Here is a 24,589-nt window from a genome sequence, read left to right as displayed (position 1 = left end):
TGCATGACCCAGCATATCGATCCCGGTTTCGAGGCCCGTTTCACGAGCTTTATCAACACGGCCAATGGCTACCTGGCCACGACGCCGCCGATCAATATCAGCGTGTCGCTGAACGAAGCGGCGGCGCGCTACCATGCCTGGGTATGGGCAAAGATGGCCCCGTCGGAGGCCGAGTTCGCCGCCAAGAAGGCCGAAGCCGCGGACTATTTCGTCGACCAGTGCCGCAAGATGTTCGAGGCCCATTTCGACGACTATGTCCGCACCTACGACAAGAACTTTCCGAAGGACGAGACCAAGGCCTGATTACAGGATATACCGGCTCAGATCGGCGTCCGTCGCGATGTCGCCCAGGCGGCGCTTGACATAGTCGGCATCGATCAGCACCGACTGCCCTGCCATGTCCGACGCGGTATAGGACAACTCCTCCATCACCTTTTCGATGACGGTGTGCAGCCGGCGCGCGCCGATATTCTCGACCTTGGCATTGACCGAAGCCGCCGCCGCCGCCATCTCGGCAATCGCGCCATCATCGAACTCCAAGGTCACGCCCTCGGTCTTCATCAAGGCCTGGTTCTGCTTGATCAGGTTGGCTTCCGGCTCGCTCAGGATGCGGCGGAAATCGTCCTGGGTCAGGGCCTTCAGCTCGACGCGGATCGGCAGGCGGCCCTGCAGTTCCGGCAACAGGTCCGATGGCTTGGCGACGTGGAAGGCGCCCGAGGCGATGAACAGGATATGGTCGGTCTTGACCGGGCCGTACTTGGTCGACACCGTCGTGCCCTCGATCAGCGGCAGCAGGTCGCGCTGGACGCCTTCGCGCGAAACATCGGCGCCGCCGCGTTCCGATCGCGACGCCACCTTGTCGATCTCGTCCAGAAACACGATGCCTTCGTTCTCGGCCAGGCGCAGGGCCTCACCCGCCACCGCCTCCTGGTCAAGCAGCTTGTCGGACTCTTCCGAAATCAGGGTCGGCCAGGCCGATTTGACCGAGGTCTTGACGGTTTTCTTGCGCCCACCCATGGCCTTGGACAGCATGTCGCCGAGGTTGAAGTTGTTGCCGGCCTGGCCCGGAATCTCGATCATGCCGATCGGAGAGCCGGTCTCGGTCAGTTGCAACTCGACCTCCTTGTCGTCCAGTTCGTTGTTACGCAATTTCTTGCGGAAGCTGTCGCGCGTCGCCTGGCCGGCTGTATTGCCGACCAGGGCGTCGATCAGACGCTCTTCGGCGGCCGCCTCGGCCTTGGCACGAACACCGGCGCGGTTCTTGTCCTTGATCATCAGCATGGCGGCCTCGACCAAGTCGCGGACGATCTGGTCGACGTCGCGGCCGACATAGCCGACCTCGGTGAACTTGGTCGCTTCGACCTTGATGAAGGGGGCCTGGGCCAGCTTGGCCAGGCGGCGGGCTATCTCAGTCTTGCCGACGCCGGTGGGCCCGATCATCAGGATGTTCTTGGGCGTGATCTCGTCGCGGATCGAGTCATCGGTGGCCTTGCGGCGCCAGCGGTTACGCAGGGCGACGGCGACGGCCTTCTTGGCGTCGGTATGGCCGATGATATGGCGGTCCAGTTCGGAGACGATTTCACGGGGAGAAAAAGTGGTCATGATGTCAGTCGGTCTGTGGGCGTTATGCGCGAAACGCGTTTGGGTCTTCGGATGAAAAGTTGCGGCGGGATTAACAGGTGCAGGCCATCAGCAGGCTGCGGCCACCATTGCGGGTGGTTGCCCTCTCCATATGGGATGAAACCGGCCTTTTCATAGGCCCGGATCGCCCGTCCGTTCGAGGGATGCGGATCGGTAACGACGACAACCGCGCCTTCGTCGAACAGCTCGGCCGCCCGTTGCCGGATAAAGGCCGAACCGTGCCCCTTCCCGACCATATCGGCAACGCCGATAAACTGGTCGATGCCACGGGCCGGCGCCGGGCGGTCCGCGAAGTGATGGCCGGGATAAAGGTGCGGGTCATAGTCCTGCATATAGGCGAACGGGACACCGTCGTGCATAACCAGCCACATGCGGAAATCCGGCTCGTCGAAGTCCTCAAGCCCGATCGGCTCTGCCGGCCCGTCGGCATCCACCCACCACTGCGCCACATGGGGCGCCAAAATCCAGCCGTTGACCAAGTCGAGATCGTCCGGCGTCAGGCGGCGGAAGCTGTAGCGAACCGTGCTCAAGGCGCGAAGCGTTAGCACAATTTCAAGCCCGCCCTTCCAGCTTCAGGATCTGGGCGCGCATCTCTTTCGAACAGATTTCCGACTTTTCGGCAAAACCGTCGTCGGGACCAATGACCTTGGCGGCAACGGCGGCGGCTTTCATCTCCCGGACATTGCCGGCGCCCGCATAGGCCCACAGTTTCCACCGCGGCGTCATCCAGGCTCGATATACCCAGGCCAGAGGCCAGCCGGAGACGGCGATGGCCATCGACATCAACAGAAACAGCTGCGGCAACTGCCCCATCGGCACCAGGATCAGGGCCTGGCCCCAGGCGGCGAACATGATGCAGGTCGCCGGCATATGCACCGTCATCTTCGCCTTGGCGATGGCCTGTTCAATGGTCACGCGCTGGCTCACGACAGGGTCTCGATCGTCAGGTGGTCGTTTGTATAGACGCAGATACTGGCGGCGATCTTCATCGCCTTGCGGGCAATGACCTCGGCATCCTGTTCGTATTCGATCAGGGCGCGTGCCGCCGACAGGGCATAGACCCCGCCCGATCCGATGGCGGCGACACCGTCTTCCGGCTCCAGTACATCGCCCACCCCGGTCAGGGTCAGGATATGGTTGCGGTCGGCGACCAGCAGCATGGCCTCCAGCCGGCGCAGGTAACGGTCGGTGCGCCAGTCCTTTGCCAGGTCGACACAGGCGCGCGCCAGTTGGTCCGGAAACAGCTCCAGCTTGGCTTCGAGGCGCTCCAGCAGCGTGAAGGCATCGGCCGTCGCGCCGGCGAAACCGGTGATCACCTTACCGCCAGCAAGCGTGCGGACCTTGCGGGCGCCACCCTTGACGATGGTTGCGCCCATGGACACCTGGCCGTCGCCGGCGATGACGGTCTTGCCGTTTTGGCGCACGGCGACGATGGTGGTGCCGTGCCAGTTGGGAAAATTCGAGTCTTGCATGGCCGTTTACTTGGCGGTTTTACGCGCGGCTTTCAAGGCCTGTCTGGCATTGGATCACAGGCAGGGCTATATGAGGGCCATGTTATCCGACGACGAAATCGACCGCTATGCCCGCCACCTGGTGCTGAAGGAAATCGGCGGCCAGGGCCAGCTGAAGCTCAAGGCCGCCAAGGTGGCGCTGATCGGAATGGGCGGGATCGGCTCGCCCGCCGCCCTGTACCTGGCCGCGGCCGGGGTTGGCACCCTGGGCCTGATCGACGATGACGCGGTCAGTCTCAGCAATCTCCAGCGCCAGATTTTGTATGGCACCGGTGAGATCGGCGCATCGAAGGCGCAGACCGCCCGGGCGCGGCTGAAGGATGTCAATCCGCACTGCGACTGCTGGGTGCATCCCCTGCGCCTGACCGAAGACAACGCTGCTGACGTCCTTTCCCACTACGATATCGTGCTGGACGGTTGCGACAACTTCCCGACCCGGCTGCTGGTCAACCGGGTCTGCCATGCCCTGGGCAAGCCGCTGGTGTCGGCCGCCATCGGCCGATGGAGCGGACAATTGGGCGTGTTTAAAGGTCGGCCCTGTTACCAGTGCCTGGTGCCCGACCTGCCGCCCGATGCCGAAACCTGCGAGCGGGTCGGTGTGGTCGGCGCCCTGGCCGGCGTGATGGGGACCCTGGCGGCGCTGGAGACGGTCAAGCTGATCACCGGCGCCGGGGAGAGCCTGGCCGGGCGGCTGATGATTTTCGACGGCCTGACGATGCAAAACCGGGTGGTCGGCCTGGCGGCGGATCCCCAGTGTCCGGTCTGTTCCGGCTGAATTGATCTGGATCAAGGCCCCGCCGTCCAATCACCGCCATCGTCGCTCGATCCTGATGGAGCGTCAAATGAAGGCCTTTCTGTTTCTCGCGGTTGCGCTTGTGGCCGCTTCACCCGCGTCCGCCAAGGCGCCCGGCACGACGCCTGCCGTTGAGGTCTCGGCCGATATTCAGGCCGGCGCTGCCCTGTATTTCAAAGCCTGCGGCCTTTGCCATGACGACAGTGCGCATATGCTTCTGGACACGGGCCCGCCCCTCTTTGGCGTGGTCGGCCGCAAGGTCGGTTCCGTCGAAGGGTTCGACTATTCGCCGGCCTTGCAAAAGGCCAATCGCAAGGGCCACAGGTGGAGCGAAAAGCGCCTCGACAAGTTCCTGTCGGGCCCGCAACATGTCTATACCGGCACCGACATGCCGATGATGTTCAACGACCCGAAGGTGCGCCACAACCTCATCGCCTACCTGAAAACCCTCAAAGACGAATAGACGATCGCGCGCCTTTGTGGCATGGATGGTTTCAAGCGCAAGCATCTGCGCACGACAGGGCTGGACACGTCGCCTTCGACGAGTTCGACATGACAGCTTCAGCGACAAACCCGGTCAAACCGGCCCCGGATAAAGGCAAAATCGACAAGGATGGCGCCGACGCGCTCTATCCGGCCGTCAAACACACCGTCATCGAAGACATCTACGCCTTCGCCATCGGCTGTTCGTTCGTCGTCCTGGGCATCATCTTCCTGAAATCGGCCGGCCTGGTGACCGGCGGCGTCGCCGGTATCGCCCTGCTGGTCTCCTATGTCGTGCCCCTGCCGGTAGGCGTGCTGTTCATGCTGATCAACATCCCCTTCTTCCTGTTCGCCTGGCCGGCCATGGGCAAGCGCTTCATGATCAAGACCGTCATCGTCAACCTGGCCATCATGGGCCTGGCGAGCCTGGCGCCGCTGATGTTCACCCTGTCCAACGTCAATCCGCTTTTTGCCGCCCTGTTCGGCGGCACCATCATCGGCATGGGCATCCTGGCCCTGGCGCGGCACAGCGCCGGCGCCGGCGGCACCGGCGTGCTGGCCCTGTACCTGCAAAAGACCAAAGGCATAAATGCCGGCAAGACCCAGATGCTGTGCGACGCCCTTATCCTGTCGGCTTCGATCCTGGTGCTGAACTGGCAACAGGTCGGCCTGTCCCTGCTGTCGGCCGCCGCCATGAGTGGCGTCATGCTGGGCTTTCACCGGCCCGAGCGCTATATCGGGCGATAAAATTTTCATTCGCGCGAACCGTTTTCGCCCGCCCGCTCCTCTTGGACATCAGGCCCTCATGGTGAGGGACCAGAGGAGGCTGATCATGCTATATTCCAAAAACCTTCCGGTGATCGAACGTGTCCTGCGCGTCGCGATCGGGCTGGGCATTGCTGTTGCCGGCTTCCTGTGGCTGACAGGTTGGCTGACCTACGTCATCGCCGCGGCCGGCGCCGGTTTTGCCCTGACCGGCTTCATCGGCTTCTGTCCGATGTGCGGCCTGGCCGGACGACGACTGGACAAGCGCTAAATCGGACCGATAAGACGCAGATATGGGACACGACACAACGGCAACACTGATCGACTCCGCCCGGGCGGGCGACGATCGCGCCATTCTGGCCCTGATCGTCTCGGTCCAGGGCGACGTCCGGCGTTATGCGCGTCGCAATTGCCGCTCATCTTCCGACGTGGAGGATGCCGTCCAGGAAACCCTGTGGGTCCTGTCCCGGCACATCGCCGGCGTACGCCACGCCGGCGCCCTGTCGTCGTGGCTGTTTCAGGTGGTGCGGCGCCTGTGCCTGAAACTGGCACGCCAGGCCATGCCGCCGGCCACGGTCGCCGAACTCGAGCATGAAGCCACCCTGACCCGGCGTCCTCAGGACGAACTGAGGCTGGACCTGACGCGTGCCATCCAGTCCCTGCCGCCGCACTATCGTGACGTCCTGCTGCTGCGCGACGCCCAGGAACTGACGGTGGATGAGATAGGCGCCCGGCTGGGCCTGACACGCGAAAGCGTCAAGGCCCGGCTACACCGCGCCCGGCTGCTGGTGCGGGAGTATCTGGCGCCATAAGGCGCGATTGGACTTTCCCGGCCGTTTCCTGTATAGGCTCGCACCTCCCCGAAAGATTGTTCCGAAAGCCGCATCCCTTGGCCCATACGCTCGACCTGTCCGCAAAGCCCGCTACGCCCGCGCTCATCAACATCACCGGCCTGACCCGTGATGGCCTGATGCGTGCCCTGGTCGACAGCGGCGTGGTCGAAGAGCGCAAGGCCAAGATGCGCATGCAGCAGGTCTGGCGCTGGGTCCACCATTACGGCTTTACCGATTTCGATCTGATGACCGATATCGCCAAGGACCAGCGCGCCCTGTTCAAGGACAAATTCACCCTCGCCCGCCCGGAAATCGTCGAACGTCAGATCTCACGTGACGGCACGCGCAAATATCTGATCCGCATGGGACCGGGTATCGAGGTCGAAAGCGTCTTCATTCCCAGCGTCGGCCGCGCCGGCGCGCTTTGCGTCTCCAGCCAGGTCGGCTGTACGCTGAACTGCACCTTCTGCCACACCGGCACGCAGAAGCTGGTCCGCAACCTGACCGCGGCCGAAATCGTCGCCCAGGTCCAGGTGGCCCGCGACGATCTGGGCGAATGGCCGTCGCCCAAGGAAGACCGCCAGCTATCGAACATCGTCTTCATGGGCATGGGCGAGCCCCTGTACAATCTCGACAATGTCGCCGACGCCATCGACATCATCTCCGACAACGAAGGCATCGCCCTGTCGCGCCGCCGCATCACTGTCTCGACCTCGGGCGTGGTGCCGGAACTGGAAGCCCTGGGCAACCGCACCGCGGCCATGCTGGCCATTTCGCTTCACGCCACCAACGATACGCTGCGTGACGAGATTGTTCCGCTTAACAAGAAGTATAATATCGAGACGCTGATGGCCGCCATCCGCGCCTATCCCGGCCTGTCCAATGCCCGCCGCGTCACCTTCGAATACGTCATGCTGAAAGGCGTCAACGACAGCCCGGCCGAGGCGCGCGCCCTGATCAAGCTGCTAAAAGGCATTCCGGCCAAGATCAATCTGATCCCGTTCAATCCCTGGCCCGGCACGCAATACCAGTGCTCGGACTGGACGGCGATCGAGACCTTCGCCGCCATTCTGAACAAGGCCGGCTACGCTTCGCCGATCCGCACCCCGCGCGGCCGCGACATCCTGGCGGCCTGTGGCCAGCTCAAGTCCGAGAGCGAAAAGAAACGCGCCTCGACGATCCGCCGCGAAGCCCAAAATGCGCCAAACGAGGACAGCGACCACGGCGAAAGCCTGCCATTCGCCCATCTCGCGGCCGGCATGATCGACTGAAGCCCTGTAATTTTCAGGCATCATCAATTCGAAGGAAATATTGTCCACAGCGGTTTATAGTTGGACTTGATCTTGCAGGGACAATATCCCATGAATGAGCGCCCGGCGGGGCGTACAGAAGGTAAGGGGAGCGTATGACTACCGACTCGTTCAATCTCGATTTCCTGTCGCCCGAGATTCTGCGGCCAGAAATCCAGGCGTTTGCCGAAGGGTTTCCGACCACCCTGGCCCATGCCGGCCTGACCCTGCTGCTGCTGTTCCTCGGCGCCTTCATCTATTCCGTCCTGACACCCTATAAGGAAATCCACCAGATCCGCGAAGGCAACTCCGCCGCGGCCGTGGCCTATGGCGGCGTCATCATCGGCCTGGCCGTACCGCTGGCCGCCTCCCTGGCCGCCGCTACCTCCTGGCGGGAAATCCTGCTGTGGGGCGGCGCCACCATCGTCCTGCAACTGTTCGTCTTCCGCCTGGTCGATTTCCTGCTGGCCGGGCTGCCGAACCGCATCAACGAAGGCGAAACCTCCGCCGCCGTGCTGCTGGTAGCCGCCAAGCTGGCCGCTGCCCTCGTCCTCGCCGCCGCCATCTCGCTCTAGGGCACGCCTGTGAAACTGGACTGGCTCCTTTACGCAGCAGGTATCGCGGTCCTGGTGATCGTGCCGGGCGCGTGGCACGAAGACTCCGCCCTGCCCGAAGCACCGCCGCCGCCGGGTGTCGGCGAAATGTCCCTCTTCGCCACCTTTACCCCGTTTTCGGCCGGCTCGATCATCAACCTGCCCTCCGCCGATCAGCGCGTCATGACCGGCACGGCCTTTTCGCTTGCCAATACAGGGGAATGGATCATGGCGCGCCAGAGCGTGGCCGGATGCCCGCACCCCTTCCTGAATATCGGCGGCAACCTGGCTGTCCCGTTCAAGGTTCGCGACGTCAAGGGCGTCGACGGCTATGTCGTCGGCCTCACCCAGGGCGCCGGCCGCGCCCTGGCCCTGGCCGATCCGAAGACGGTCGAAGCGGGCGTACGCGGCTTCATGCCGGGCTACCCGGCCGGCGTTCCGGGCGAGGCGACCGCGCGCTATATCGGCAACGTGACGCTGAAACGCGCCAAGCGCGGTGAGCGCTCCGAAACCGTCATGGCCTGGGCCCGGGCCGGCCGCACCAACGGCATCCGCGGCGACCTCAACAAGCTGGCCGGCGGGCCGGTGGTCGACGACAATGCCCGTGCGATCGGCATCGTCATCAAGGAAAAGCCGCGCCGCGGCCGCATCTATACCTCGACGCCGGAAACCCTGAGCAAGCTGGCCAGTACCACGGGGATGAAGCCCGACTTCGACAGCGAGGCCGTCATCACCAAGGCCAATTACGGCATCGTCTCGGACACGCTGCGACGTGAATACCGCGTCGCCCAGGTCGGCTGTATCAAGTCGTAGTTCCTGCTGCCAGAAACCGGCGAATCCGGTGATACACACCGTCCATGACGCCGCTGAATCCTGACCATCTGGCCCGTCTCGCCCAGGCCGACCCCAAGCTGAAACCGCTCACCGAGCGTTTCGGGCATATCCAGTACCGCCTGCGCGAAGGCAGCTTCCCTGCCCTGTTGCGGCTGATCGTCGAGCAGCAACTGTCGGTCAAGGCCGCAGATACCATTGTCGGCCGGCTGCAAGCCGGCCTCGGAGACGTCAGCCCCCAGGCCCTGCTTTCGCATGACGAGGACCTGTTGCGCGGTTACGGCCTGTCGCGGCCCAAGATCGCCTATGCCCGCGCCCTGGCCCAGGCCATTCACGCCGGCACCTTCGATGCCGATAGCCTCAGGGACCTCGATATCGACGCCGCCGCCGACAAGCTCCTGGCGTTGAAGGGCATCGGCCGCTGGACCGCCGAGGTCTATCTGATGTTCTCGGAAGGCCGGCTGGACCTGTTCCCGGTCGGCGACGTCGCCCTGCGCGAGGCCCTGGGCTGGCTCGACCAACGGGATTCCCGACCCGACGAAAAGTACTGCGCCGAACGCGCGAAAGTCTGGTCGCCGTTTCGTTCGGTGGCGTCGCATCTGTTGTGGGCGTGGTACGGCGCCGTAAAACGCGGAGAAGCCACCCGTGAGCTATAGCTTCACCGGCAGGCTGTGGCGCTGGCAGGGCGAGGCGCCGGCCTCGTGGATCTTCGTCACCCTGCCCGGCGATATCGCCTTCGAGATCAAGTGCCAGGTCGCCGACCGCCGCGCCTGGGGATCAGTCGCCGTCGAAGCCCGCATCGGCGCCACCGCCTGGCACACTTCGCTGTTTCCGGAAAAGGCGGCGGGAAGCTATCTCCTCCCCATCAAGGCCAGCGTGCGCAAAACCGAAAACCTGGGCGACGGCGACGAAGCCACCATCGAATTGACCGTGAAAGGCTGAACCATGCTCCGCGTCCTGGGCCGCCCATCATCGCTGAATGTCCGTAAGGTCCTGTGGGTCTGCGACGAACTGAACCTGGTCTATCAGCGCGAAGACTGGGGCGTTGGTTTCCGCCCGGTCGATACGCCGGACTTCCTGGCGCTCAATCCCAATGGCCAGATCCCTGTGCTGATCGATGGCGACCTGGTGCTGTGGGAGTCCAACACCATCATTCGTTATCTCGCCAACGGCTACGGACCGGAGCTTTATCCCACCGAACCCGTCGCCCGCGCCCATGTCGACCAATGGCTGGACTGGCAGGCCACCGATCTCAACGCCGCCTGGGTCTATGCCTTCCTGGCCCTGACGCGCCGCACGCCCGGCTATGACGATTCCGGACGGATCGAAGCGTCGGTCAAGGCGTGGAACCGGGCGATGACCATTCTCGATGCCCAACTGGCCAAGGCCGGCGGCTACGTCTCAGGTCCGGAGTTTCGTCTGTCGGATATCGCTATCGGCATAGCCGTCCATCGCTGGGTCGCAACGCCGCTCGACCATGCCGCCCTGCCGTATGTCCGCGCCTATTACGACCGCCTCAAGGCGCGTCCCGCCTTCGCAAACTATGCCCGTTCCGACTGGCCCTGAACCGTTACAGCATCGCCCACGCAAACCTCGCCATCTTCCAGCACCCGCGCCGTGATGCCGCCGTGGCCGCGCACGGCATTATAGCCGCCGGGGCCGAACGTTTCCTCCATTCGGGAACAGGGATGACATTCCCCCGTCATTTCCAGTAAAGCGGAACCGAGCCGAAAACGCCTCTCCTTCAAGGCCTGCAGGTTCAGACCCGCCACCACAATGTTGCGCCGCAGTTGCTCCGGCGCGACGGCGTCCAGGCCGAGATAGGCGGCGATGGCGGTCAGGTGCTCGGCCTGGATCAGGGTGACATGACGTTCGCCGCTGCGGCCGGAATAACGGTCGCCGACCAGGCCCACGGTCGTGGTCAGACTGGCGCGCTCCACCACCTCGACCGGCGCCTGGCGTTTCGGACGCAGACCAATCCACGTCACGACACCCGGCCGGACGGGGGCGGTCATCAGTTTCGCCAGGGGTGAGTTCGGATTCAACATGACAAAAGCCGGGAGATCATCTCCCGGCTTTTAATCCGTTTTGACGCAGCGGGCTAGCCGACCCGACCGACCGTATTGTCCGGCTTGACCTCGATGTCCGGGGTCAGGGCGTGGTCATTGGCGTCCTTCGGGGCGTCGAACTTGTGGTGCTTGTCCGGATGAAAGTATTCCTTGTCCTCTCCGGCCTGGTTCAGTTCGTGCGGCGAGAACACGCGCTTGCCCTCGTAGGTGACGGCATCGACGGCATTAGGCTCCCGCGGCTCGCTATGGGTGCCTTCGGTCGCCCGTGGTTCAGGCGCGAACGAATCCGCCGCGTTGTCGTGGACTTCGCTGGCGAAGGTCGGATCGCCGGCCTGGCCCACGCCGCTGTCGGGGGTGCGAAGAGTCAGATCCCCAGTCAGGCCGGCGGTGCTGGCAAAGGCATTGCCGCCCTGGACCTGGCTTAAACCATCCAGATTCTGACGCTGGTCTGTCGCCGACTGGCTCTGCCCGGCCTTTTCCCCAAACAGATCGGGGGCATTATCGGTGGAAGTATGGAAGTTGTTGTCGTCGCGCGGCCTGTCCATGACGGTCCTCCTGAAGGCGGTTAAACCATCATTATAGGCGCATGGAGATAAGGGCGGAGACGGCATTCCGTCCTTACCCCATAAGGGATACATAAGCTTAGCGGAGCGACTTTGACCCTTCGATCAGATCGGCCACGACGGACGGATCGGCCAGGGTCGAGATGTCGCCCAGATTGGACGTATCACCCTCGGCGATCTTGCGCAGGATACGACGCATGATCTTGCCCGAGCGCGTCTTGGGCAGGCCCGGCGCGAACTGGATGACATCCGGCGAGGCGATCGGTCCGATCTCCTGGCGCACCCAGTTGCGCAGTTCCGTCTTCAAAGCGTCCGAACCCTCGACGCCCTGTTTCAAGGTGACATAGCACCAGATGCCCTGGCCCTTGATGTCATGCGGATAGCCGACGACAGCAGCCTCGGTGACGCCGCTGTGGCCGACCAGGGCGCTTTCGACCTCGGCCGTGCCCAGGCGGTGGCCCGACACGTTGAGCACATCGTCGACCCGGCCGGTGATCCAGTAATAGCCGTCCTCGTCGCGGCGGCAGCCGTCGCCCGTGAAGTACATGCCGGGATAGGTCGAGAAATAGGTTTCCAGGAAACGCTGATGGTCGCCGAACACGGTGCGCATCTGGCCCGGCCACGAATCGGTCAGGCAGAGATTGCCTTCGGTGGCGCCTTCCAGGATCTTGCCCTCGGCATCGACGAGGCAGGGCTGAACGCCCGGCAGGGGCTGGGTGGCGGAACCCGGCTTCAGCGGCGTGGCGCCCGGCACCGGCGAGATCAGGATACCGCCGGTTTCGGTCTGCCACCAGGTATCGACGATCGGGCAGCGGCTGTCGCCGACCACCTTGTGATACCACAGCCAGGCTTCGGGATTGATCGGCTCGCCGACCGAACCCAGCAGGCGCAGGCTGCTGCGCGACGACGCCTTCACCGGCGCCTCGCCTTCGCGCATCAGGGCGCGGATGGCGGTGGGCGCCGTGTAGAAGATGTTGACCTGGTGCTTGTCGATCACCTGCCAGAAGCGGCTGACGGTCGGATAGTTGGGCACGCCTTCGAACATCAGCGTGGTGCCGCCATTGGCCAGCGGGCCGTACAGCACATAGGAATGGCCCGTCACCCAGCCGATATCGGCGGTGCACCAGTAGACGTCGCCGTCCTGGTAATCGAACACGGTCTTGTGGGTGTAGGCCGCCCAGGCGAGGTAACCGGCCGTGGTGTGGAGCACGCCCTTGGGCTTGCCGGTCGAACCCGAGGTATAGAGGATGAACAGGGGATCTTCGGCATTCATCGGCTCGGGCGGGCAGTCAGCCGACATGCCCTCCAATGCCTTGGCGACGCTGACATCACGGCCGCCATGGGTCAGGTAGGGCGCAGCCGTATGCTCGACCACCAGGACGTGGCGAACATTGGGGCACTGCAGCAGGGCCAGGTCGACATTGGCTTTCAGCGGAATCGTCTTGCCGCCGCGCAGGCCTTCATTGGCGGTGATGACGATATCCGACTGGCAGTCCAGAATCCGGCCGGCGATGCTGTCGGGCGAGAAGCCGCCGAACACCACCGAATGGACGGCGCCGATCCGGGCGCAGGCCAGCATGAAGAAGGCGGCTTCCGGCACCATCGGCATGTAGATCGTGACGCGGTCGCCCTTCTTGACGCCATGGGTCTTCAGCAGGTTGGCGCGTTTGTTGACCGCTTCCGACAGCTCGGCGTAGGTGATGTGTTGCGACACGCCGGGATCGTCGCCTTCGAAGATGATAGCGGTCTGGTCGGCACGGGTGCGCAGGTGACGGTCGATGCAGTTGGCTGAGACGTTCAGCACCCCGTCGTAGAACCAGCGGATGCGGAAGTCGGCCCGGTCGTACGAGACGTCCTTGACCTGGCTGTATTCGTGGATCCAGTCCAGCGAGTCGCCCAGGCCCCGCCAGTAATGTTCCGGGTCGGCGGCGAAGCGGTCACGCTGGGCCTGGAGGCCACCGGCGGTCAAGGTGCCGGGGCGGATGAAATCACCGGGAACGCGGAAAAAATGGTCGGGCATTGTGGTCGTCGTCCTCTGCATTCCCCCGTTGTGGCCCCAAAGGAACCAAGGGGGTTTTTGGTTGCCGGGACCTTAGGGAAAGCCGTTTTCGAAGTCCATAAGACCAATGCGAAAAAGATGGCATCCGTTGCCCGGAACGCTTAAACAGTCGCAGACTGCGACGGAGTACCCCCATGCTGCTGGCATTTTCCACCTGGCCCGAAATCGACGAACGCCTGAAGTCGTCGCGCACCGTCATCATCCCGATCGGCTCCAACGAACAGCACGGCCCAATGGGGCTGCTGGGCACCGACTGGCTGTGTCCGGAAATCATCGCCCATGCCGCTGAAAAGTCCGGCGACCTGCTGATCGCGCCGACCTTCAATATCGGCATGGCCCAGCATCATCTCGCCTTCTCGGGTACGATCTCATTACGCCCCTCGACCTTTATGGCGGCGATTTCGGACTGGGTGAATTCCCTCGCGCGGCACGGCTTCGACCGCATCTATTTCCTCAACGGCCACGGCGGAAATGTCGCCACCATCGAAGCCGCCTTTTCCGAGATCTATTCCGACTATTCGTACCAGGCCGAGCCCTGCCCCTTTATCCTGAAGCTGCGCAACTGGTGGGATCTGCCGGGCATTTCACGCCTGTGCGCCAAGCTGTACCCGACCGGACACGGCACCCATGCCACCCCGTCGGAAATCGCGGTGACCTTCGCCGCCTATCCCGACCGCGTGAAATCCCACGCCATGGAGCCCCAGATCGCCCCCAATGGCCCGATCCGCGACGCGCTGGACTACCGTGCGCGCTTTGCCGACGGCCGCATCGGTTCGGACTCATCGCTGGCCACGGTCGAGGACGGCCAGAAGATTATCGATGCCGCGGTGACCGGCCTGATTGACGACGTCGCCAAGTTCGACGCAGAATAGGCCGATGACTTTCAAGCGTTTCTTCGTCCTGATCCTGCTGACCGTCGGTGTCCTGGCCGTATGGCAGATATTGGCGACCGTCCTGCTGTCCTTCGGCACGCCGTTCTGGCTGGTGTCCATCACCTTCCTGCCAGCGATTACGGCGTGGTGGCTGTTGGCGAGGGTCGTGCGCAAGGGGGGGTGACTGCGTAATTGCGAACCTGCTAGTTCGGAGCCCCAGTCACGAATCCTGAAAATACGAAACGGAGCACTCAAAGCCGTCGTGATACAAGGCCTCGACGCCGCGTCCAATCCACAGTTCGTGCTTTCTAACTGCGCCACCAGCGTGACGGACCGAAAGTTCAACGCTTCGGTCATGGAAGTCGACGCCGCCTGATCTCTTGGGGCGACTTTTCAAACGGACGACGGTTTGCCGACCAGCGCTGTTCAACGCAAACCGGCCACCGATATCTCGCCGGTCCTGGCTGTCATCCGCACTCCCTAAGTCGGGTACATACTCGATGGTGACCTGCCCCAAGCTCGACGCTTCTTTGGCAATATCTTCCACAAATGACACATGAGCCTGCCGTGCACGCGGAGTAGCAAGCGCATAGGGGTCTTTAATGACCATGTCGACGATCACCCGCCCCTTGAAAATTGACAGTATCTCTGCTGTCGGTCGCGCAGTTCCAGCCAAAGCCTTCCATTTCCTCGCACCGGAGGCTTGAGGGGCGTCGGGTAGACTTAAGGTCTGCCGTTTGACCTCTCGCTCCGGCGCGAGAACTTCGACGGCAGGGGCCGCCGGCTCCGCCGCATCCTGGGTGCCAGTCACCTCGCCAAACAGAACCATCAAGTCGTTCTCGTCTGCTTCTGGCGGCGAGAACAGATCTTGTGTGAGTTGGCGTTTTCGGCTCAGGAGCGCATCCAGGCGAAGGTCGAAACTGGTCTCTGCCAACACGGGATCAGGATGTACTGCCAACGGAATATGTACATGCACTTCCCGCGCCTGCCCAATCCGGTAGACACGATCGGTGGCCTGATCTTCAACGGCTGGGTTCCACCACCGCGACAGGTGAATAACGTGGTTGGCCTGGGTCAAGGTCAGTCCGACCCCACCGGCTTTCGGTGAAAGTATCATGACATCAAACGGATCTAAGCTGCCTTGGAACGCCCGGACCATATCTTGACGCTTGGGACCGGGAACCCCGCCATTGATCCGTTTGGGAAGGGTTCTCAACTTGAAACGTGCCTGGATAAGACCCGCCAGTCGATCCTGCATGGCCAAATCTTCGACAAAAATCAGCGCCTTTTCCTTGCGCTCGCAAACCATGTCGAGGATCTCCAAAGCTTTGGTCAATCTCGCCGAGTCACGAGCATAGATATCCAGGCTGTCGGGAGCTTGCTCCGGATTAACGGGATGCAGAGATACCCCACGCATATTGGCCAGGACTTGGAGCATCCCCCCCTTGCCGAACGCACCGCTCGCCGACAGCGCCGCCGCCCGGACAACCACTTGACGATAAGTATCGGCTTGAACCGGCGGCATGGCCACGCGATAGGTGTGGACATGTTTGGCTGGTAAACTACCCAGGACCTCAGACTTCATTCGGCGCAGCATGTACGGCGTTTGCCCATCCGTATCCTTCGTCAAAAGCGCTTTGAGATTGGCCAGCTTGTCTGGTTGGTCGGGCGGAAACCTGCGTTCAAAATCACGAGATGCGCCCAGAAGACCAGGGGAAATCACATCCATAATCGACCACAGGTCCTGCAACCGGTTTTCAACCGGGGTCCCGGTCATGCCCAGGACGAAGTCAGCATTCAACGTTTTACTGGCCCGGGTCATCTGACTGACCGGGTTCTTCAGCTTCTGAATTTCGTCAAAAACAATCAGGCCAAACCGGGTCCGTGCAAAGCTGAAATGATAGTCACGCAGAGTCTCATAGGTGGTCAGAACAACCCCACCCTCACGCCATCTTTCTGCATCAAGGGACGCGCGACCGGTTTCAATGTCTCGCTGCGATAAGTCGGCCTCTTCACGAAGCAGTTTCAGGTCGCCACCAAACGCCAGAATCAATCGTCCCAGGCCAGGGGCATTTAGGTGCTTGGCGATCTCATCACGCCAATTGCCCAGCAGGCCGGTCGGCGCAACGATAAGACAAGCCGAACGATCCCCACCGTGCTCAAGCCGCTGTGCCTGGAGCCAAGCCATAAAGGCGATAGCCTGCAAGGTTTTTCCCAGGCCCATATCGTCGGCCAAGAGACCGCCGCGCCGCCCCAAACGGCAGGATTTGGCCAGCCAGCCCAAGCCTTCAACCTGGTGAGGTTTCAGGGGCGTTCGCAGAAGGCTTGGAACGGACACAGGATCACTGTCCGTTCCTTCTGGCGTTTCGCGAGGCGCAAACGCCACCTCCTCGAAATTCTCCTTTACGATAAGGAACAGTTTCCCCGGCCAAATTTCTTCTGCCGGCGAGCTGGCTTCGTCCGCGGAGCCGGCATCAGTGCCAGCGGCAAACGGCTTCAGGTGCGATATGGCGGCCAAGACCTGATCATTGACCGGCAAATGACTGGGAGGCGTAGAATCGGCGGCGACGCCCTGAAGCAGGCCTGAGACATCCACCTTGGGCTGGCCGGCCTCAGCCGCGGCCGAGACAGATGATACCAGTGCTTCGACCTTATCGGGCGAAACAGCATAGTAGTCATCGGCGACCTTTAAACCGAAGCGTTCCGGCAGCCAGTGGTTCTTATGCGACGGGACCATCCACGGCAGGACAGCAACCCGCCAAAGGTCAACCCCGGCCACCCGATCGGAATATTGCTGTGTCTCAACAAATAGCTCGTCCAGCGGCAATTCGTCGGCGCGGGCCTCCCCAATCAAGGTTCGCAAGACAGCACGCGGGTTCAGTACAAAATTCCGGCGTTCTGCCTCCGGACGATCCTGAAGCGTTCGAATGGAGTTCAGAATCGGTCGTAGTTCGGGATCAATAAAGACGTACTCCCCGTCGCGCAGCACGTAGACCGGACGGCCCTCGGATTCGCGGCGAAACCGGTTTTCAGCAAACAGCTTTTGCGCCCGCGGCGTCAGAAGGTTGTCCCATTCCTCATCCCTTTGCCTGTCCTCGGAAGGTAGGTCGGCCGCCGGACCAAAGAGGATCGGATCGAAGTCCGTTCGATTGGGCGTTAATGTCTTCAGTTTCAAAGACATCGCCGAAGCGTAATGCACACGTAAATCCTGCAGATAAGATTCCGAGGTTACCGCCGTGCCTTCAGGCCAGCAGGCCTTTAAAGCGGCCAGCGCGCGGAACCGATTGGCCTTATCGGTTGGCTGAGTCAGCGCTTTTGCCGCGCACCAACAGGCGTACAGCGGCTGCGGGATGCGCCACTGCTGGCCATCAGCCCGCAGCAGGGCGCCTTCGACTGTAGCTCGGATCGGTTGGCCACCCAGCCGGACCCAGGTTACCTGGACTATGAAGCCATCTTCGTCGATCCTGCCAATCGCCTTGATGTCCAGGGCCAAGGGCGTAGGCGAGGGTAGATTTAACGCCGACCCTGTTGCGGCCCCAAGTTCAGCCAAGCCACTCGGCGTAAATTCGATGGTGTGGTCGTCAACGATCGCAAAGGCCTCGTCAAGGCCGCATACGGTTGCGATAGCACTCGCCGCGCCAGGTTTCAGCCTCGACCATTCGGAGACGGGAACTGATTTTCCACGATCAAGCATGGCCAGGAAAACGCGGTCACTGCGCATTTCGCAGGTAAAATCTGCGCTTTCCTTATCCTTTTTCGACTTGAAAAAAGGAAATTTCATCGCCAGCCAATCCCCGTGAAATGCCTGATGATATTTGCAATTTTGCCTTTCCAACGGCCAGGCTGGTCATGTGATCCACAACCCTTGTGTTCCCCAAGCGCTGGGGCATTCATTATTCGATAGCACCTGTAATTTTTTTCGTAGAATTTGGGTGCCGTTCTGTCCGATGTAAGCCAAATGTTCCAGCTTCCATTATGACTCCATTCGACCACAGTTAACTCGCCTATCGCCATGATAAGGGCTGTGTGTTGCTTGGTTCTCCCCGAGCGAGCATCGTGCAATCCAAAATTCAGAAATGACGCATCTCCGGACTGTCGCGATATTTGTTTTGCGATGAAGGCGCCATCTTCACCAAATACGACCCATGCTTTTGAGACTTGATCGAGGTACTGCGACCAGAAAGTTTTCCTGTCCCGCCACATATCACCACGGCCAGCCATGTCCATCCTGTCCACGATCGCAAAAAACTGTTCAAAGGAAGCCCGGGCCAACCAACTATTAAGCACGGACCGCGCTTCGGCCGAGGCTTGATTCCATCGGCCCGTGCTAAACCTTGGATCTCCGCCATAGGCAAACACCGCCTCGATCACCAGGGACTTGTGTGCTTCTGAGGGCTCTGCCTGCGACCAAGGGGCCAGCAAGGCTTCAGCATAGTCGCGCCAGGCAGCCGGATAGTTCAACGGGCTGTCATCCAACCGCGCCCAATCTATGAGCCTTGACTGCATCCGCCCTGCAACGGCGCCTTTTTTAGTCGCGACCTCTCGGCAGGCGCAAACAAACGCAGCCAGCGCCAAGCCGCCTTTTTGGCGCAAGGCAGTGTCCAGACCGGCATCTTCCATCGTGCGATTCGGCGCCAAATCGTCGTGCAAGACGTGTTTTGCGATTTGTCCGGCAACCTGATCAACATCGAAAAATGCTTTATCGCGTAAACGCCATACATCATCTTCGCGCCATGGCCATTGGGCAGTCAGCGCTTTGAGTTCTCGCGCCAGGACTGAGATTTCAGCGTGGTCTGGTGAAAACCGGTCGATATAGGCGTCGATAAGACCAAACAACGCCGAGCGTCGATGTTGCTTCTCGACCAAGGCTACGAAATGCCGCAAAAAGGTCTCGTCCCGGCCCGGCTGCAAAGGCGGGTGAAAAAGCACACGTGCGCCCTCGCGCAAGTCCCGCCCACTCAGACCTTCGCCAGTCTCCAGGCTGGCCAGCAGGCGCCGCTGCAGAGCGTCAACATTCTCAGGCTCAGCACTTACGCCTTCGCCGTCCAAGGCCCGTATGGCGCGGCCAACCCTCACCAGGAGTGGTGCTCTAACGCTAAGCCTGCGAATCCAATCGCTTGAAAGTGCCTCCTTAAGGCCGCTCACTGACGTGCCTCAACTTCGCGGGAAATGGCCTCGATGTTTCCCCGATCCGGCGTAACCATGATCAAGCGAATGTCGATGCGGCGATTGCTACTCTTGTCTTCGTTACTGTCGCCTGCCTTGACTGGACGGCGGTCACCATAGCCGCTGACACTCAAAACTGGGGCACACCCACTGCCCTTTCGCGCACATAAATGCGTAAGCCGTCCTTCCGCCCCGACCAGGCTGCGGTAGGTATTGGTGGCCCGAACCACCGACAGATCCCAATTATCCTGGATCAGACCACCACCCGACAGTGGATCTTTATCCGTATGCCCTTCTATGTAGACGGACTCAATCCTGTGTTCCGTGGTCGGACAGGGGCGTGTCGATGCAGCGTCGCCTACGGTATCCGTGTAACAGGGGAGAATATCGCCCAGTGTCGCCGCCAGCTTTGCGACCTTTTCGGCACCACCCGGCTTTAGCACTGCCTGGCCACTATCAAAAAGAATAGCGTCCGGGAGGCGCAAGACCCCATCCTGAGTATCTATCGTGACTTCAACACCCTTGGACTTCAGTGATGACTGAATTTCGTGAAGTATCTTCGCCCGAGTTTCGTCGGCTCCCGTCAGTTGATCCGTAACTGTACGGAACTGAAGTGCATAGTACATCAACAGAATGATGAAGATGAAGATCATACCCACCATCATATCCGTCATTGAAACAAAATAGTTTTCTTCCTCGACCTGGGGCTCGTGGGCGTCATCGATAATCATTCAGCCGCCCGCCCTGCCTGCATCACATCATTATGTCGCTCCAGCGCCTCGGCATGATCCTCGATGGTTGCCAGGCGGGTAGCGAGCTTATTGATGGCTCCCGCCATCTCGCTATCAAACTTCTGAGCAAAGTCGCGGAACTGGTCGAACGAGCCGCCCAGAGCCGCTCCCAACTTCTCGACGGCACCACCCAGGGATTTGTCCACATCCTCAAAACGGCCGCGGTAGGTGCGAAGGGCTGTCTCAGCCTCTTCGTGTGAAGCACGAACCTGAGCTACAAACACTTGCATCTCCTTCAAAGCCTCGCGCTCCGCCCGAGTTGCACCGTCTACGGAAGCGGAAATGCGCCCCGCCGCTTCGTGAAGCGCCTTGGCGCTCAGAGCTACGGGATCGGCAGCCTGGCCGAACGAACGTGCGGATTCATCGAGAGAAACCGCCAGACTGCGACCGCTGGTAACAATGCCAGACATCGCGTCGACTGTTTGCTTCGCACCATCAGCACTGCGCTGGAAACCAAGGCTGGCATCAGCAATGGATTGAGCCGCCGAACTGACAGCCTGAGTAAGCCCTGTGGAGACGGACCTGAGCCCCTCGCCCGATTCTTCCAGTATGGAGCGGAATTGCCGGTCACTTTCGTGCATGGCATTCCCCAAAGTCGTTGCAAACTCCTCTTGCACTCTGTCTGCGGCCTTGGTCGCCGCAAATTGAAGCGCTTCAACAGCCTTCTCTATCGTCCCGGACGACCGCCCCTGAAGCAATTCGAAATCCTTCAAGACTCGACTCATGGCATCCGCCTGAGCTTGAGATGCCTGGTCGCTTTGATCTGTCAATTTCTTCCCGAGCGAATCGACGTTCGAGGTTAGGCGATCAAAGGCGTCTCGAATATCTCGGGCAGCGGCGGCGAAATCCTCACCTGCGGTTTTGATCTTGCCGGCAGCATCATCACTCGATGCCCCAACGGCGGTGCTTAAGCCGTCAAGTTTTGTGCCCAACTCCCCCAATATTTGGCCAAACGCTCGCAGTTCTCCTCCGATACCATCCCGGAACGCCTCCGCAGCGCCTGCGCCAAGGCCTTCTCTTACGCCACTGAAGCCTTCACTCAACCTATCCAATGACGCCGTCACCGGTTGCAGCGCCTGACTGAACTGAACACCGATCCGTTCCGATAATTGTAACGCAACATCAGTGTTGAACATTTTCAGTTGGTCGCGTTGCTCACGAAGTACGTCTAGCTGGTCAATGGCGATCTTCTGCGGCGGAATGTAGAGCAAACCCGATTCCAGCAGTGAGCAAAGTTCTTCGATCTTTGCTCGTGATTTAAGGTTTATCCGGTACTCATACCCGCGGAGCAACAATGAAGCCCCGACACCGCCAATAGAGGCGAAAAACTTAGCCCCAGCGACTTTCAAAAGTTCGATCAGTGAGGCAGATGGATCGGGACTGTTTCCCATGCCTTTTTGGGCAACATAAAGGGCAACGACAAGTCCCAAGAATGTCAAAACCAACCCGATGCCAACCGACATGTTGGACCAAAACATCAAGCGAAGTTGTGATGGCGCAACCTTTTGGAAATAGGTCAGAGGTCTGCTTGTGTTGACAATAGGAATTGCGGTTTCGTCGACGAGAGTTTCGTGAAACTCATCCCATGCTAGGACGAGCGCCTGAGCGTCCGTTTCGACTGGCGACATCACGGCTTTAATATCGTCAAAACGATCGGCAAATACCCTTCGTCCCGAATCAACGCCGGCGGGTTTCAGGATGCTTCGTAAGGTTTCCAGACGTTTGTCCACAGCCGCCCAGAACGGGCGTACCTTGCCGTCCGCCTGGACGATGACAATAATAGCCCAGCCGAGAAGCGCGGGAAGCAAAACGAAAGGCGCAACCCACGACTGGCCGAAGACAACGACGAACGGCCACATCAAAATATCTAAAGCGCTGCCCATTGCCCACCTGAAGAAAAACTGCCCAATCAGACCATCGTGCTTCGTACGGGCAGGGTCAACTGCAAATTGCCTCTTCGCTTCGGCGGCAACCTGCGTTCATCCTCAACCGCTATAAACACCTGTTAAGCATAATCCCTTACATCTGCCGCAGACACAACCGTAAGGACTCCCATGCCCAGTTCCGCGACAGCGCCCGCCGCCCCCGCCCTGTCGCGCCCACAGGCGTTGTTCGTCGTTACCGTCTTCACCAGCGCCTTCCTCGTCTTCTTCGTCCAGCCCATGGTTGGCAAGCTGCTGCTGCCCCTGCTGGGCGGCGCGCCGGCCGTATGGAACACCTCCATGGCCTTCTTCCAGGCCGCGCTGCTGGCCGGTTACGGCTACGCCCACGTCCTGCAGAAGATCAAAAACTTCAAGACCCAGGTTCTGGTTCACGGCATCATGCTGGCCCTGGCCGGCCTGACCCTCCCGCTGCATGTCACCGGCCTCCTGGGCCTGCCCGATCCCGAACACCCCGCCCTGTGGCTTCTGGGGGTGCTGACCCTGTCGATCGGCGCGCCGTTTGCCGTCCTGTCGGCCACGGCGCCCCTGGTCCAGGCCTGGTTCGCCCGCACTGCCGACCTGGACGCCGCCACCGGAAAGGCGCCCGAACCCTACCGGCTCTATGCCGCCTCCAATCTTGGCAGCCTGCTGTCGCTGCTGGCCTATCCCGTCATCGTCGAGCCCCTGACCCATCTGACGCACCAGCGCCTGGGCTGGAGTCTCGGCTACGGCGTTCTGGCGGTCATGATCATCCTGTTGGGGATGACGCAAAAGGCGCGCACCGTCGCCGCCGGGGCCGATGCCGTCACGCCACGTCCCGGCCTGATGACCATGGCCGGCTGGGTCGCCCTGGCCGCCATTCCGTCCAGCCTGATGATCGGCGTCACCACCTACCTGTCGACCGACGTCGCCACAGCGCCCTTCCTGTGGGTCATTCCCCTGGCGCTCTACCTGCTGACCTTTATCCTGGCCTTTTCGACCCGCCGCCTGATCAGCCGCAAGTACCTGCTGCTGGCCCAGGCCATGGGTTTGGGCCTGTGCCTCTATATCCTGCCGCTGCACGACACCAGCATCTTTGTGCACCTGGGTGTCCACCTGCTGTGCTTTTTCCTGACGGCCTGGATGTGCCACGACGCCCTGGCCCTGGCCCGGCCGGCGCCGGACCATCTGACGCTCTACTATCTCTGCCTGTCGCTGGGCGGCGTGATCGGCGGCGGCTTCAACGCCTTCATCGCGCCGGTCCTGTTCGATACCATCTTCGAGTACATCCTGGTCCTGGCCCTGTCCTGCGCCGCCCGGCCGTGGGGCGCCAGTCTCCTGGGCGCCTGGCCGCGGCGTGACATGATCTGGTTCGGCGCGGGTGCTGCCGCCGGTCTGGCCTTGACGGTCCTTCCCATGCTCAACCTCTCCGAAACGGTGGCCAGCGCCGCCGCCAAGATCCTGTTCGCCCTGACCATCGTCACCATCGTCGCGCTCCATCACCGCGGCCTGCTGATGGCGGTGGTCGCCGTACTGGCGGCCTTCGCGCTGCAGGGATTCAACCATCCCGGCAATGAGGTCGAAAGCGATCGCAACTTTTTCGGCGTCATTCGCGTCGCCGACGCCGAGGACAAGACCGTGGGCCCAATCCGCGAGATGATCCATGGCACCACCTTGCACGGCGCCCAGCGCCGGCTTCCCGGGACGCAATGCCAGCCCCTCACCTATTACGATCCGACCACGGCCATCGGCCAGAGCTTCGTCCTGCAACAGACGCGTTCGCCTTCGATCGATATCGCTACGGTCGGCCTGGGCGTGGGTACAGTGGCCACCTATGTCCGGTCGCAGGACCGGCTGACCTTCTATGAGATCGATCCTGAGGTGGTACGTATCGCCCGCGACCCGCAGCGCTTCACCTTCATCTCGGATTGCGCCAAGGGGCCAGTGGATTTCCGCACCGGCGACGCCCGCCTGACCTTGTCGCCGCTGCCGGCCGGAAAGCTGGATCTGCTGCTGGTCGACGCCTTTACCTCGGATGCGGTGCCGGCCCACCTGCTGACCGCCGAAGCCATCGCCATGTACCTGTCGAAGCTAAGCGACGACGGCGTGGTGGTCTTCCACCTCAGCAATCGCCATCTGGAACTGCGCAGCCCGGTCATCGCCGCCGTGCGCCAGGCCGGCGGCAAGTCGGTGACCCAGATCAGTCCGGCCGCTCCGGACGGCAGCCGCCTGCGCTCGGCCTCGATCGTGGTGGTGGCCGGCAAAAGCGACGATGCCCTGGCGCCGTTCCATGCCGATCCGCGCTGGAAAGGCACAAGCCCCGGCGGGGTCAAGGCCTGGACCGACGACTATATGAATGTCATCGGCGCCATGCTGCGGCCGCAGTATTGAGATGACAGAAAGAACATGATATAGCTAAGTTAGCTAAT

At 61.5% G+C, this 24,589-nt stretch carries 26 protein-coding genes; 15 read left to right on the top strand and 11 right to left on the bottom strand.

The features are described from left to right. The first annotated feature begins 3 nt into the window (after positions 1-3). Complete coding sequence (locus ABAC460_RS0124450; RefSeq protein WP_023453204.1) at positions 4-303, top strand: DUF3144 domain-containing protein; 300 nt, start codon at positions 4-6, stop codon at positions 301-303. Here the strand turns inward: ABAC460_RS0124450 and hslU are convergent, their stop codons facing one another. The 4 genes from hslU to hslV are packed head-to-tail and all read right to left on the bottom strand — an operon-like array spanning position 304 to position 3,113. Beyond that, positions 304-1,602, bottom strand: a complete 1,299-nt coding sequence (hslU, locus tag ABAC460_RS34330; protein ID WP_023453203.1) for an ATP-dependent protease ATPase subunit HslU — start codon at positions 1,600-1,602, stop codon at positions 304-306. Further along, positions 1,599-2,189: a GNAT family N-acetyltransferase gene (locus ABAC460_RS0124445; RefSeq protein ID WP_200863673.1), complete on the bottom strand. Its 591-nt coding sequence runs from the start codon at positions 2,187-2,189 to the stop codon at positions 1,599-1,601. The genes hslU and ABAC460_RS0124445 overlap by 4 nt, the downstream gene beginning before the upstream one ends. A 4-nt stretch (positions 2,190-2,193) precedes the next feature. Further along, positions 2,194-2,568, bottom strand: a complete 375-nt coding sequence (locus tag ABAC460_RS48225; protein WP_023453201.1) for a hypothetical protein — start codon at positions 2,566-2,568, stop codon at positions 2,194-2,196. After that, positions 2,565-3,113 (bottom strand): ATP-dependent protease subunit HslV, encoded by a 549-nt coding sequence (hslV, locus tag ABAC460_RS34325; protein ID WP_023453200.1) that lies wholly within the window; start codon positions 3,111-3,113, stop codon positions 2,565-2,567. The genes ABAC460_RS48225 and hslV overlap by 4 nt, the downstream gene beginning before the upstream one ends. 70 nt (positions 3,114-3,183) lie before the next feature. Here hslV and ABAC460_RS34320 point away from each other — a divergent pair, with 70 nt between their 5' ends. The 11 genes from ABAC460_RS34320 (at position 3,184) to ABAC460_RS34270 (ending at position 10,305) form a co-directional block, all read left to right on the top strand. After that, entirely contained in the window at positions 3,184-3,927 is a 744-nt protein-coding gene (locus tag ABAC460_RS34320; RefSeq protein WP_023453199.1) for a HesA/MoeB/ThiF family protein, read from the top strand. Positions 3,928-3,994: 67 nt separating this feature from the next. After that, positions 3,995-4,408, top strand: a complete 414-nt coding sequence (locus ABAC460_RS34315) for a c-type cytochrome (protein ID WP_023453198.1) — start codon at positions 3,995-3,997, stop codon at positions 4,406-4,408. 89 nt (positions 4,409-4,497) lie between these two features. Beyond that, the gene (locus tag ABAC460_RS34310; protein WP_023453197.1) at positions 4,498-5,175 is read left to right on the top strand and encodes a YitT family protein; all 678 of its coding nucleotides are present in this window, start codon (positions 4,498-4,500) and stop codon (positions 5,173-5,175) included. 85 nt (positions 5,176-5,260) lie between these two features. Further along, positions 5,261-5,464 (top strand): YgaP family membrane protein, encoded by a 204-nt coding sequence (locus tag ABAC460_RS34305; protein ID WP_023453196.1) that lies wholly within the window; start codon positions 5,261-5,263, stop codon positions 5,462-5,464. 22 nt (positions 5,465-5,486) lie between these two features. Then, a complete protein-coding gene (locus tag ABAC460_RS34300) occupies positions 5,487-6,005 on the top strand; it encodes an RNA polymerase sigma factor (RefSeq protein WP_023453195.1) in 519 nt (172 codons plus the stop codon). Between the two features lie 77 nt (positions 6,006-6,082). Next, complete coding sequence (gene rlmN, locus ABAC460_RS34295) at positions 6,083-7,297, top strand: 23S rRNA (adenine(2503)-C(2))-methyltransferase RlmN (RefSeq protein WP_023453194.1); 1,215 nt, start codon at positions 6,083-6,085, stop codon at positions 7,295-7,297. A 134-nt stretch (positions 7,298-7,431) separates the two neighbouring features. After that, positions 7,432-7,890 (top strand): DUF350 domain-containing protein, encoded by a 459-nt coding sequence (locus ABAC460_RS34290; RefSeq protein ID WP_023453193.1) that lies wholly within the window; start codon positions 7,432-7,434, stop codon positions 7,888-7,890. Between the two features lie 9 nt (positions 7,891-7,899). Next, complete coding sequence (locus ABAC460_RS34285) at positions 7,900-8,721, top strand: hypothetical protein (RefSeq protein ID WP_023453192.1); 822 nt, start codon at positions 7,900-7,902, stop codon at positions 8,719-8,721. Between the two features lie 44 nt (positions 8,722-8,765). Further along, complete coding sequence (locus ABAC460_RS34280) at positions 8,766-9,395, top strand: DNA-3-methyladenine glycosylase family protein (protein ID WP_023453191.1); 630 nt, start codon at positions 8,766-8,768, stop codon at positions 9,393-9,395. Beyond that, positions 9,385-9,681 (top strand): DUF1905 domain-containing protein, encoded by a 297-nt coding sequence (locus ABAC460_RS34275; RefSeq protein WP_023453190.1) that lies wholly within the window; start codon positions 9,385-9,387, stop codon positions 9,679-9,681. The genes ABAC460_RS34280 and ABAC460_RS34275 overlap by 11 nt, the downstream gene beginning before the upstream one ends. A 3-nt stretch (positions 9,682-9,684) precedes the next feature. Beyond that, positions 9,685-10,305 carry a glutathione S-transferase family protein gene (locus ABAC460_RS34270; RefSeq protein WP_023453189.1) on the top strand — a complete coding sequence of 207 codons (621 nt, stop codon included), beginning with the start codon at positions 9,685-9,687 and terminating at the stop codon, positions 10,303-10,305. Here the strand turns inward: ABAC460_RS34270 and ABAC460_RS34265 are convergent. The 3 genes from ABAC460_RS34265 to acs all read right to left on the bottom strand — a co-directional run bounded on the left by ABAC460_RS34265 (position 10,281) and on the right by acs (position 13,391). After that, complete coding sequence (locus ABAC460_RS34265) at positions 10,281-10,754, bottom strand: MOSC domain-containing protein (protein WP_235075794.1); 474 nt, start codon at positions 10,752-10,754, stop codon at positions 10,281-10,283. The two genes, ABAC460_RS34270 and ABAC460_RS34265, sit on opposite strands and share 25 nt — an antisense overlap. Before the next feature lie 86 nt (positions 10,755-10,840). After that, positions 10,841-11,353 carry a hypothetical protein gene (locus ABAC460_RS34260; RefSeq protein ID WP_023453187.1) on the bottom strand — a complete coding sequence of 171 codons (513 nt, stop codon included), beginning with the start codon at positions 11,351-11,353 and terminating at the stop codon, positions 10,841-10,843. A 97-nt stretch (positions 11,354-11,450) separates the two neighbouring features. Beyond that, positions 11,451-13,391, bottom strand: a complete 1,941-nt coding sequence (gene acs / locus ABAC460_RS34255; protein ID WP_023453186.1) for an acetate--CoA ligase — start codon at positions 13,389-13,391, stop codon at positions 11,451-11,453. Between the two features lie 173 nt (positions 13,392-13,564). Here acs and ABAC460_RS34250 point away from each other — a divergent pair, with 173 nt between their 5' ends. Both ABAC460_RS34250 and ABAC460_RS34245 read left to right on the top strand, forming a co-directional pair. Beyond that, positions 13,565-14,302: a creatininase family protein gene (locus tag ABAC460_RS34250; protein WP_023453185.1), complete on the top strand. Its 738-nt coding sequence runs from the start codon at positions 13,565-13,567 to the stop codon at positions 14,300-14,302. A gap of 4 nt (positions 14,303-14,306) precedes the next feature. Further along, entirely contained in the window at positions 14,307-14,486 is a 180-nt protein-coding gene (locus tag ABAC460_RS34245) for a hypothetical protein (RefSeq protein ID WP_023453184.1), read from the top strand. 36 nt (positions 14,487-14,522) lie between these two features. Here the strand turns inward: ABAC460_RS34245 and ABAC460_RS0124435 are convergent, their stop codons facing one another. The 4 genes from ABAC460_RS0124435 to zorA form a co-directional block, all read right to left on the bottom strand. Beyond that, positions 14,523-18,083: a DEAD/DEAH box helicase gene (locus ABAC460_RS0124435; protein WP_023453183.1), complete on the bottom strand. Its 3,561-nt coding sequence runs from the start codon at positions 18,081-18,083 to the stop codon at positions 14,523-14,525. Next, positions 18,080-19,351 carry an EH signature domain-containing protein gene (locus tag ABAC460_RS34240; RefSeq protein WP_162150308.1) on the bottom strand — a complete coding sequence of 424 codons (1,272 nt, stop codon included), beginning with the start codon at positions 19,349-19,351 and terminating at the stop codon, positions 18,080-18,082. The genes ABAC460_RS0124435 and ABAC460_RS34240 overlap by 4 nt, the downstream gene beginning before the upstream one ends. Positions 19,352-19,443: 92 nt before the next feature. Further along, positions 19,444-20,199, bottom strand: coding sequence for an OmpA/MotB family protein (locus ABAC460_RS34235; protein ID WP_023453181.1), 756 nt, complete (start codon positions 20,197-20,199; stop codon positions 19,444-19,446). Next, entirely contained in the window at positions 20,196-22,142 is a 1,947-nt protein-coding gene (gene zorA / locus ABAC460_RS34230) for an anti-phage ZorAB system protein ZorA (RefSeq protein WP_023453180.1), read from the bottom strand. The genes ABAC460_RS34235 and zorA overlap by 4 nt, the downstream gene beginning before the upstream one ends. Positions 22,143-22,313: 171 nt before the next feature. On the opposite strand from zorA, the gene ABAC460_RS34225 reads away from it, so the two are divergent. Continuing rightward, positions 22,314-24,551: a spermidine synthase gene (locus tag ABAC460_RS34225; RefSeq protein ID WP_023453179.1), complete on the top strand. Its 2,238-nt coding sequence runs from the start codon at positions 22,314-22,316 to the stop codon at positions 24,549-24,551. Positions 24,552-24,589: the final 38 nt, after the last annotated feature.

It is taken from the genome of Asticcacaulis sp. AC460 (assembly GCF_000495795.1).
Taxonomy (GTDB): Bacteria; Pseudomonadota; Alphaproteobacteria; order Caulobacterales; family Caulobacteraceae; genus Asticcacaulis.
The sequence above is the reverse complement of the archived record's forward strand: the minus strand, read 5'-3'. Positions and strand labels throughout refer to the sequence as shown.

Excerpts from the sequence above, each read along its gene's own strand:
- ABAC460_RS34310 (WP_023453197.1), top strand. The coding sequence starts at position 4,498 with ATGACAGCTTCAGCGACAAACCCGGTCAAACCGGCCCCGGATAAAGGC.
- ABAC460_RS34260 (WP_023453187.1), bottom strand. The coding sequence starts at position 11,353 with ATGGACAGGCCGCGCGACGACAACAACTTCCATACTTCCACCGATAAT.
- hslV (WP_023453200.1), bottom strand. The coding sequence starts at position 3,113 with ATGCAAGACTCGAATTTTCCCAACTGGCACGGCACCACCATCGTCGCC.
- zorA (WP_023453180.1), bottom strand. The coding sequence starts at position 22,142 with ATGGGCAGCGCTTTAGATATTTTGATGTGGCCGTTCGTCGTTGTCTTC.
- ABAC460_RS0124435 (WP_023453183.1), bottom strand. The coding sequence starts at position 18,083 with ATGAAATTTCCTTTTTTCAAGTCGAAAAAGGATAAGGAAAGCGCAGAT.
- ABAC460_RS34320 (WP_023453199.1), top strand. The coding sequence starts at position 3,184 with ATGAGGGCCATGTTATCCGACGACGAAATCGACCGCTATGCCCGCCAC.
- ABAC460_RS34300 (WP_023453195.1), top strand. The coding sequence starts at position 5,487 with ATGGGACACGACACAACGGCAACACTGATCGACTCCGCCCGGGCGGGC.
- ABAC460_RS34235 (WP_023453181.1), bottom strand. The coding sequence starts at position 20,199 with ATGATTATCGATGACGCCCACGAGCCCCAGGTCGAGGAAGAAAACTAT.
- ABAC460_RS0124450 (WP_023453204.1), top strand. The coding sequence starts at position 4 with ATGACCCAGCATATCGATCCCGGTTTCGAGGCCCGTTTCACGAGCTTT.
- hslU (WP_023453203.1), bottom strand. The coding sequence starts at position 1,602 with ATGACCACTTTTTCTCCCCGTGAAATCGTCTCCGAACTGGACCGCCAT.
- acs (WP_023453186.1), bottom strand. The coding sequence starts at position 13,391 with ATGCCCGACCATTTTTTCCGCGTTCCCGGTGATTTCATCCGCCCCGGC.
- ABAC460_RS34265 (WP_235075794.1), bottom strand. The coding sequence starts at position 10,754 with ATGACCGCCCCCGTCCGGCCGGGTGTCGTGACGTGGATTGGTCTGCGT.
- ABAC460_RS34225 (WP_023453179.1), top strand. The coding sequence starts at position 22,314 with ATGCCCAGTTCCGCGACAGCGCCCGCCGCCCCCGCCCTGTCGCGCCCA.
- ABAC460_RS34270 (WP_023453189.1), top strand. The coding sequence starts at position 9,685 with ATGCTCCGCGTCCTGGGCCGCCCATCATCGCTGAATGTCCGTAAGGTC.
- ABAC460_RS34250 (WP_023453185.1), top strand. The coding sequence starts at position 13,565 with ATGCTGCTGGCATTTTCCACCTGGCCCGAAATCGACGAACGCCTGAAG.
- ABAC460_RS34305 (WP_023453196.1), top strand. The coding sequence starts at position 5,261 with ATGCTATATTCCAAAAACCTTCCGGTGATCGAACGTGTCCTGCGCGTC.
- ABAC460_RS34315 (WP_023453198.1), top strand. The coding sequence starts at position 3,995 with ATGAAGGCCTTTCTGTTTCTCGCGGTTGCGCTTGTGGCCGCTTCACCC.
- ABAC460_RS34290 (WP_023453193.1), top strand. The coding sequence starts at position 7,432 with ATGACTACCGACTCGTTCAATCTCGATTTCCTGTCGCCCGAGATTCTG.
- ABAC460_RS34245 (WP_023453184.1), top strand. The coding sequence starts at position 14,307 with ATGACTTTCAAGCGTTTCTTCGTCCTGATCCTGCTGACCGTCGGTGTC.
- ABAC460_RS34280 (WP_023453191.1), top strand. The coding sequence starts at position 8,766 with ATGACGCCGCTGAATCCTGACCATCTGGCCCGTCTCGCCCAGGCCGAC.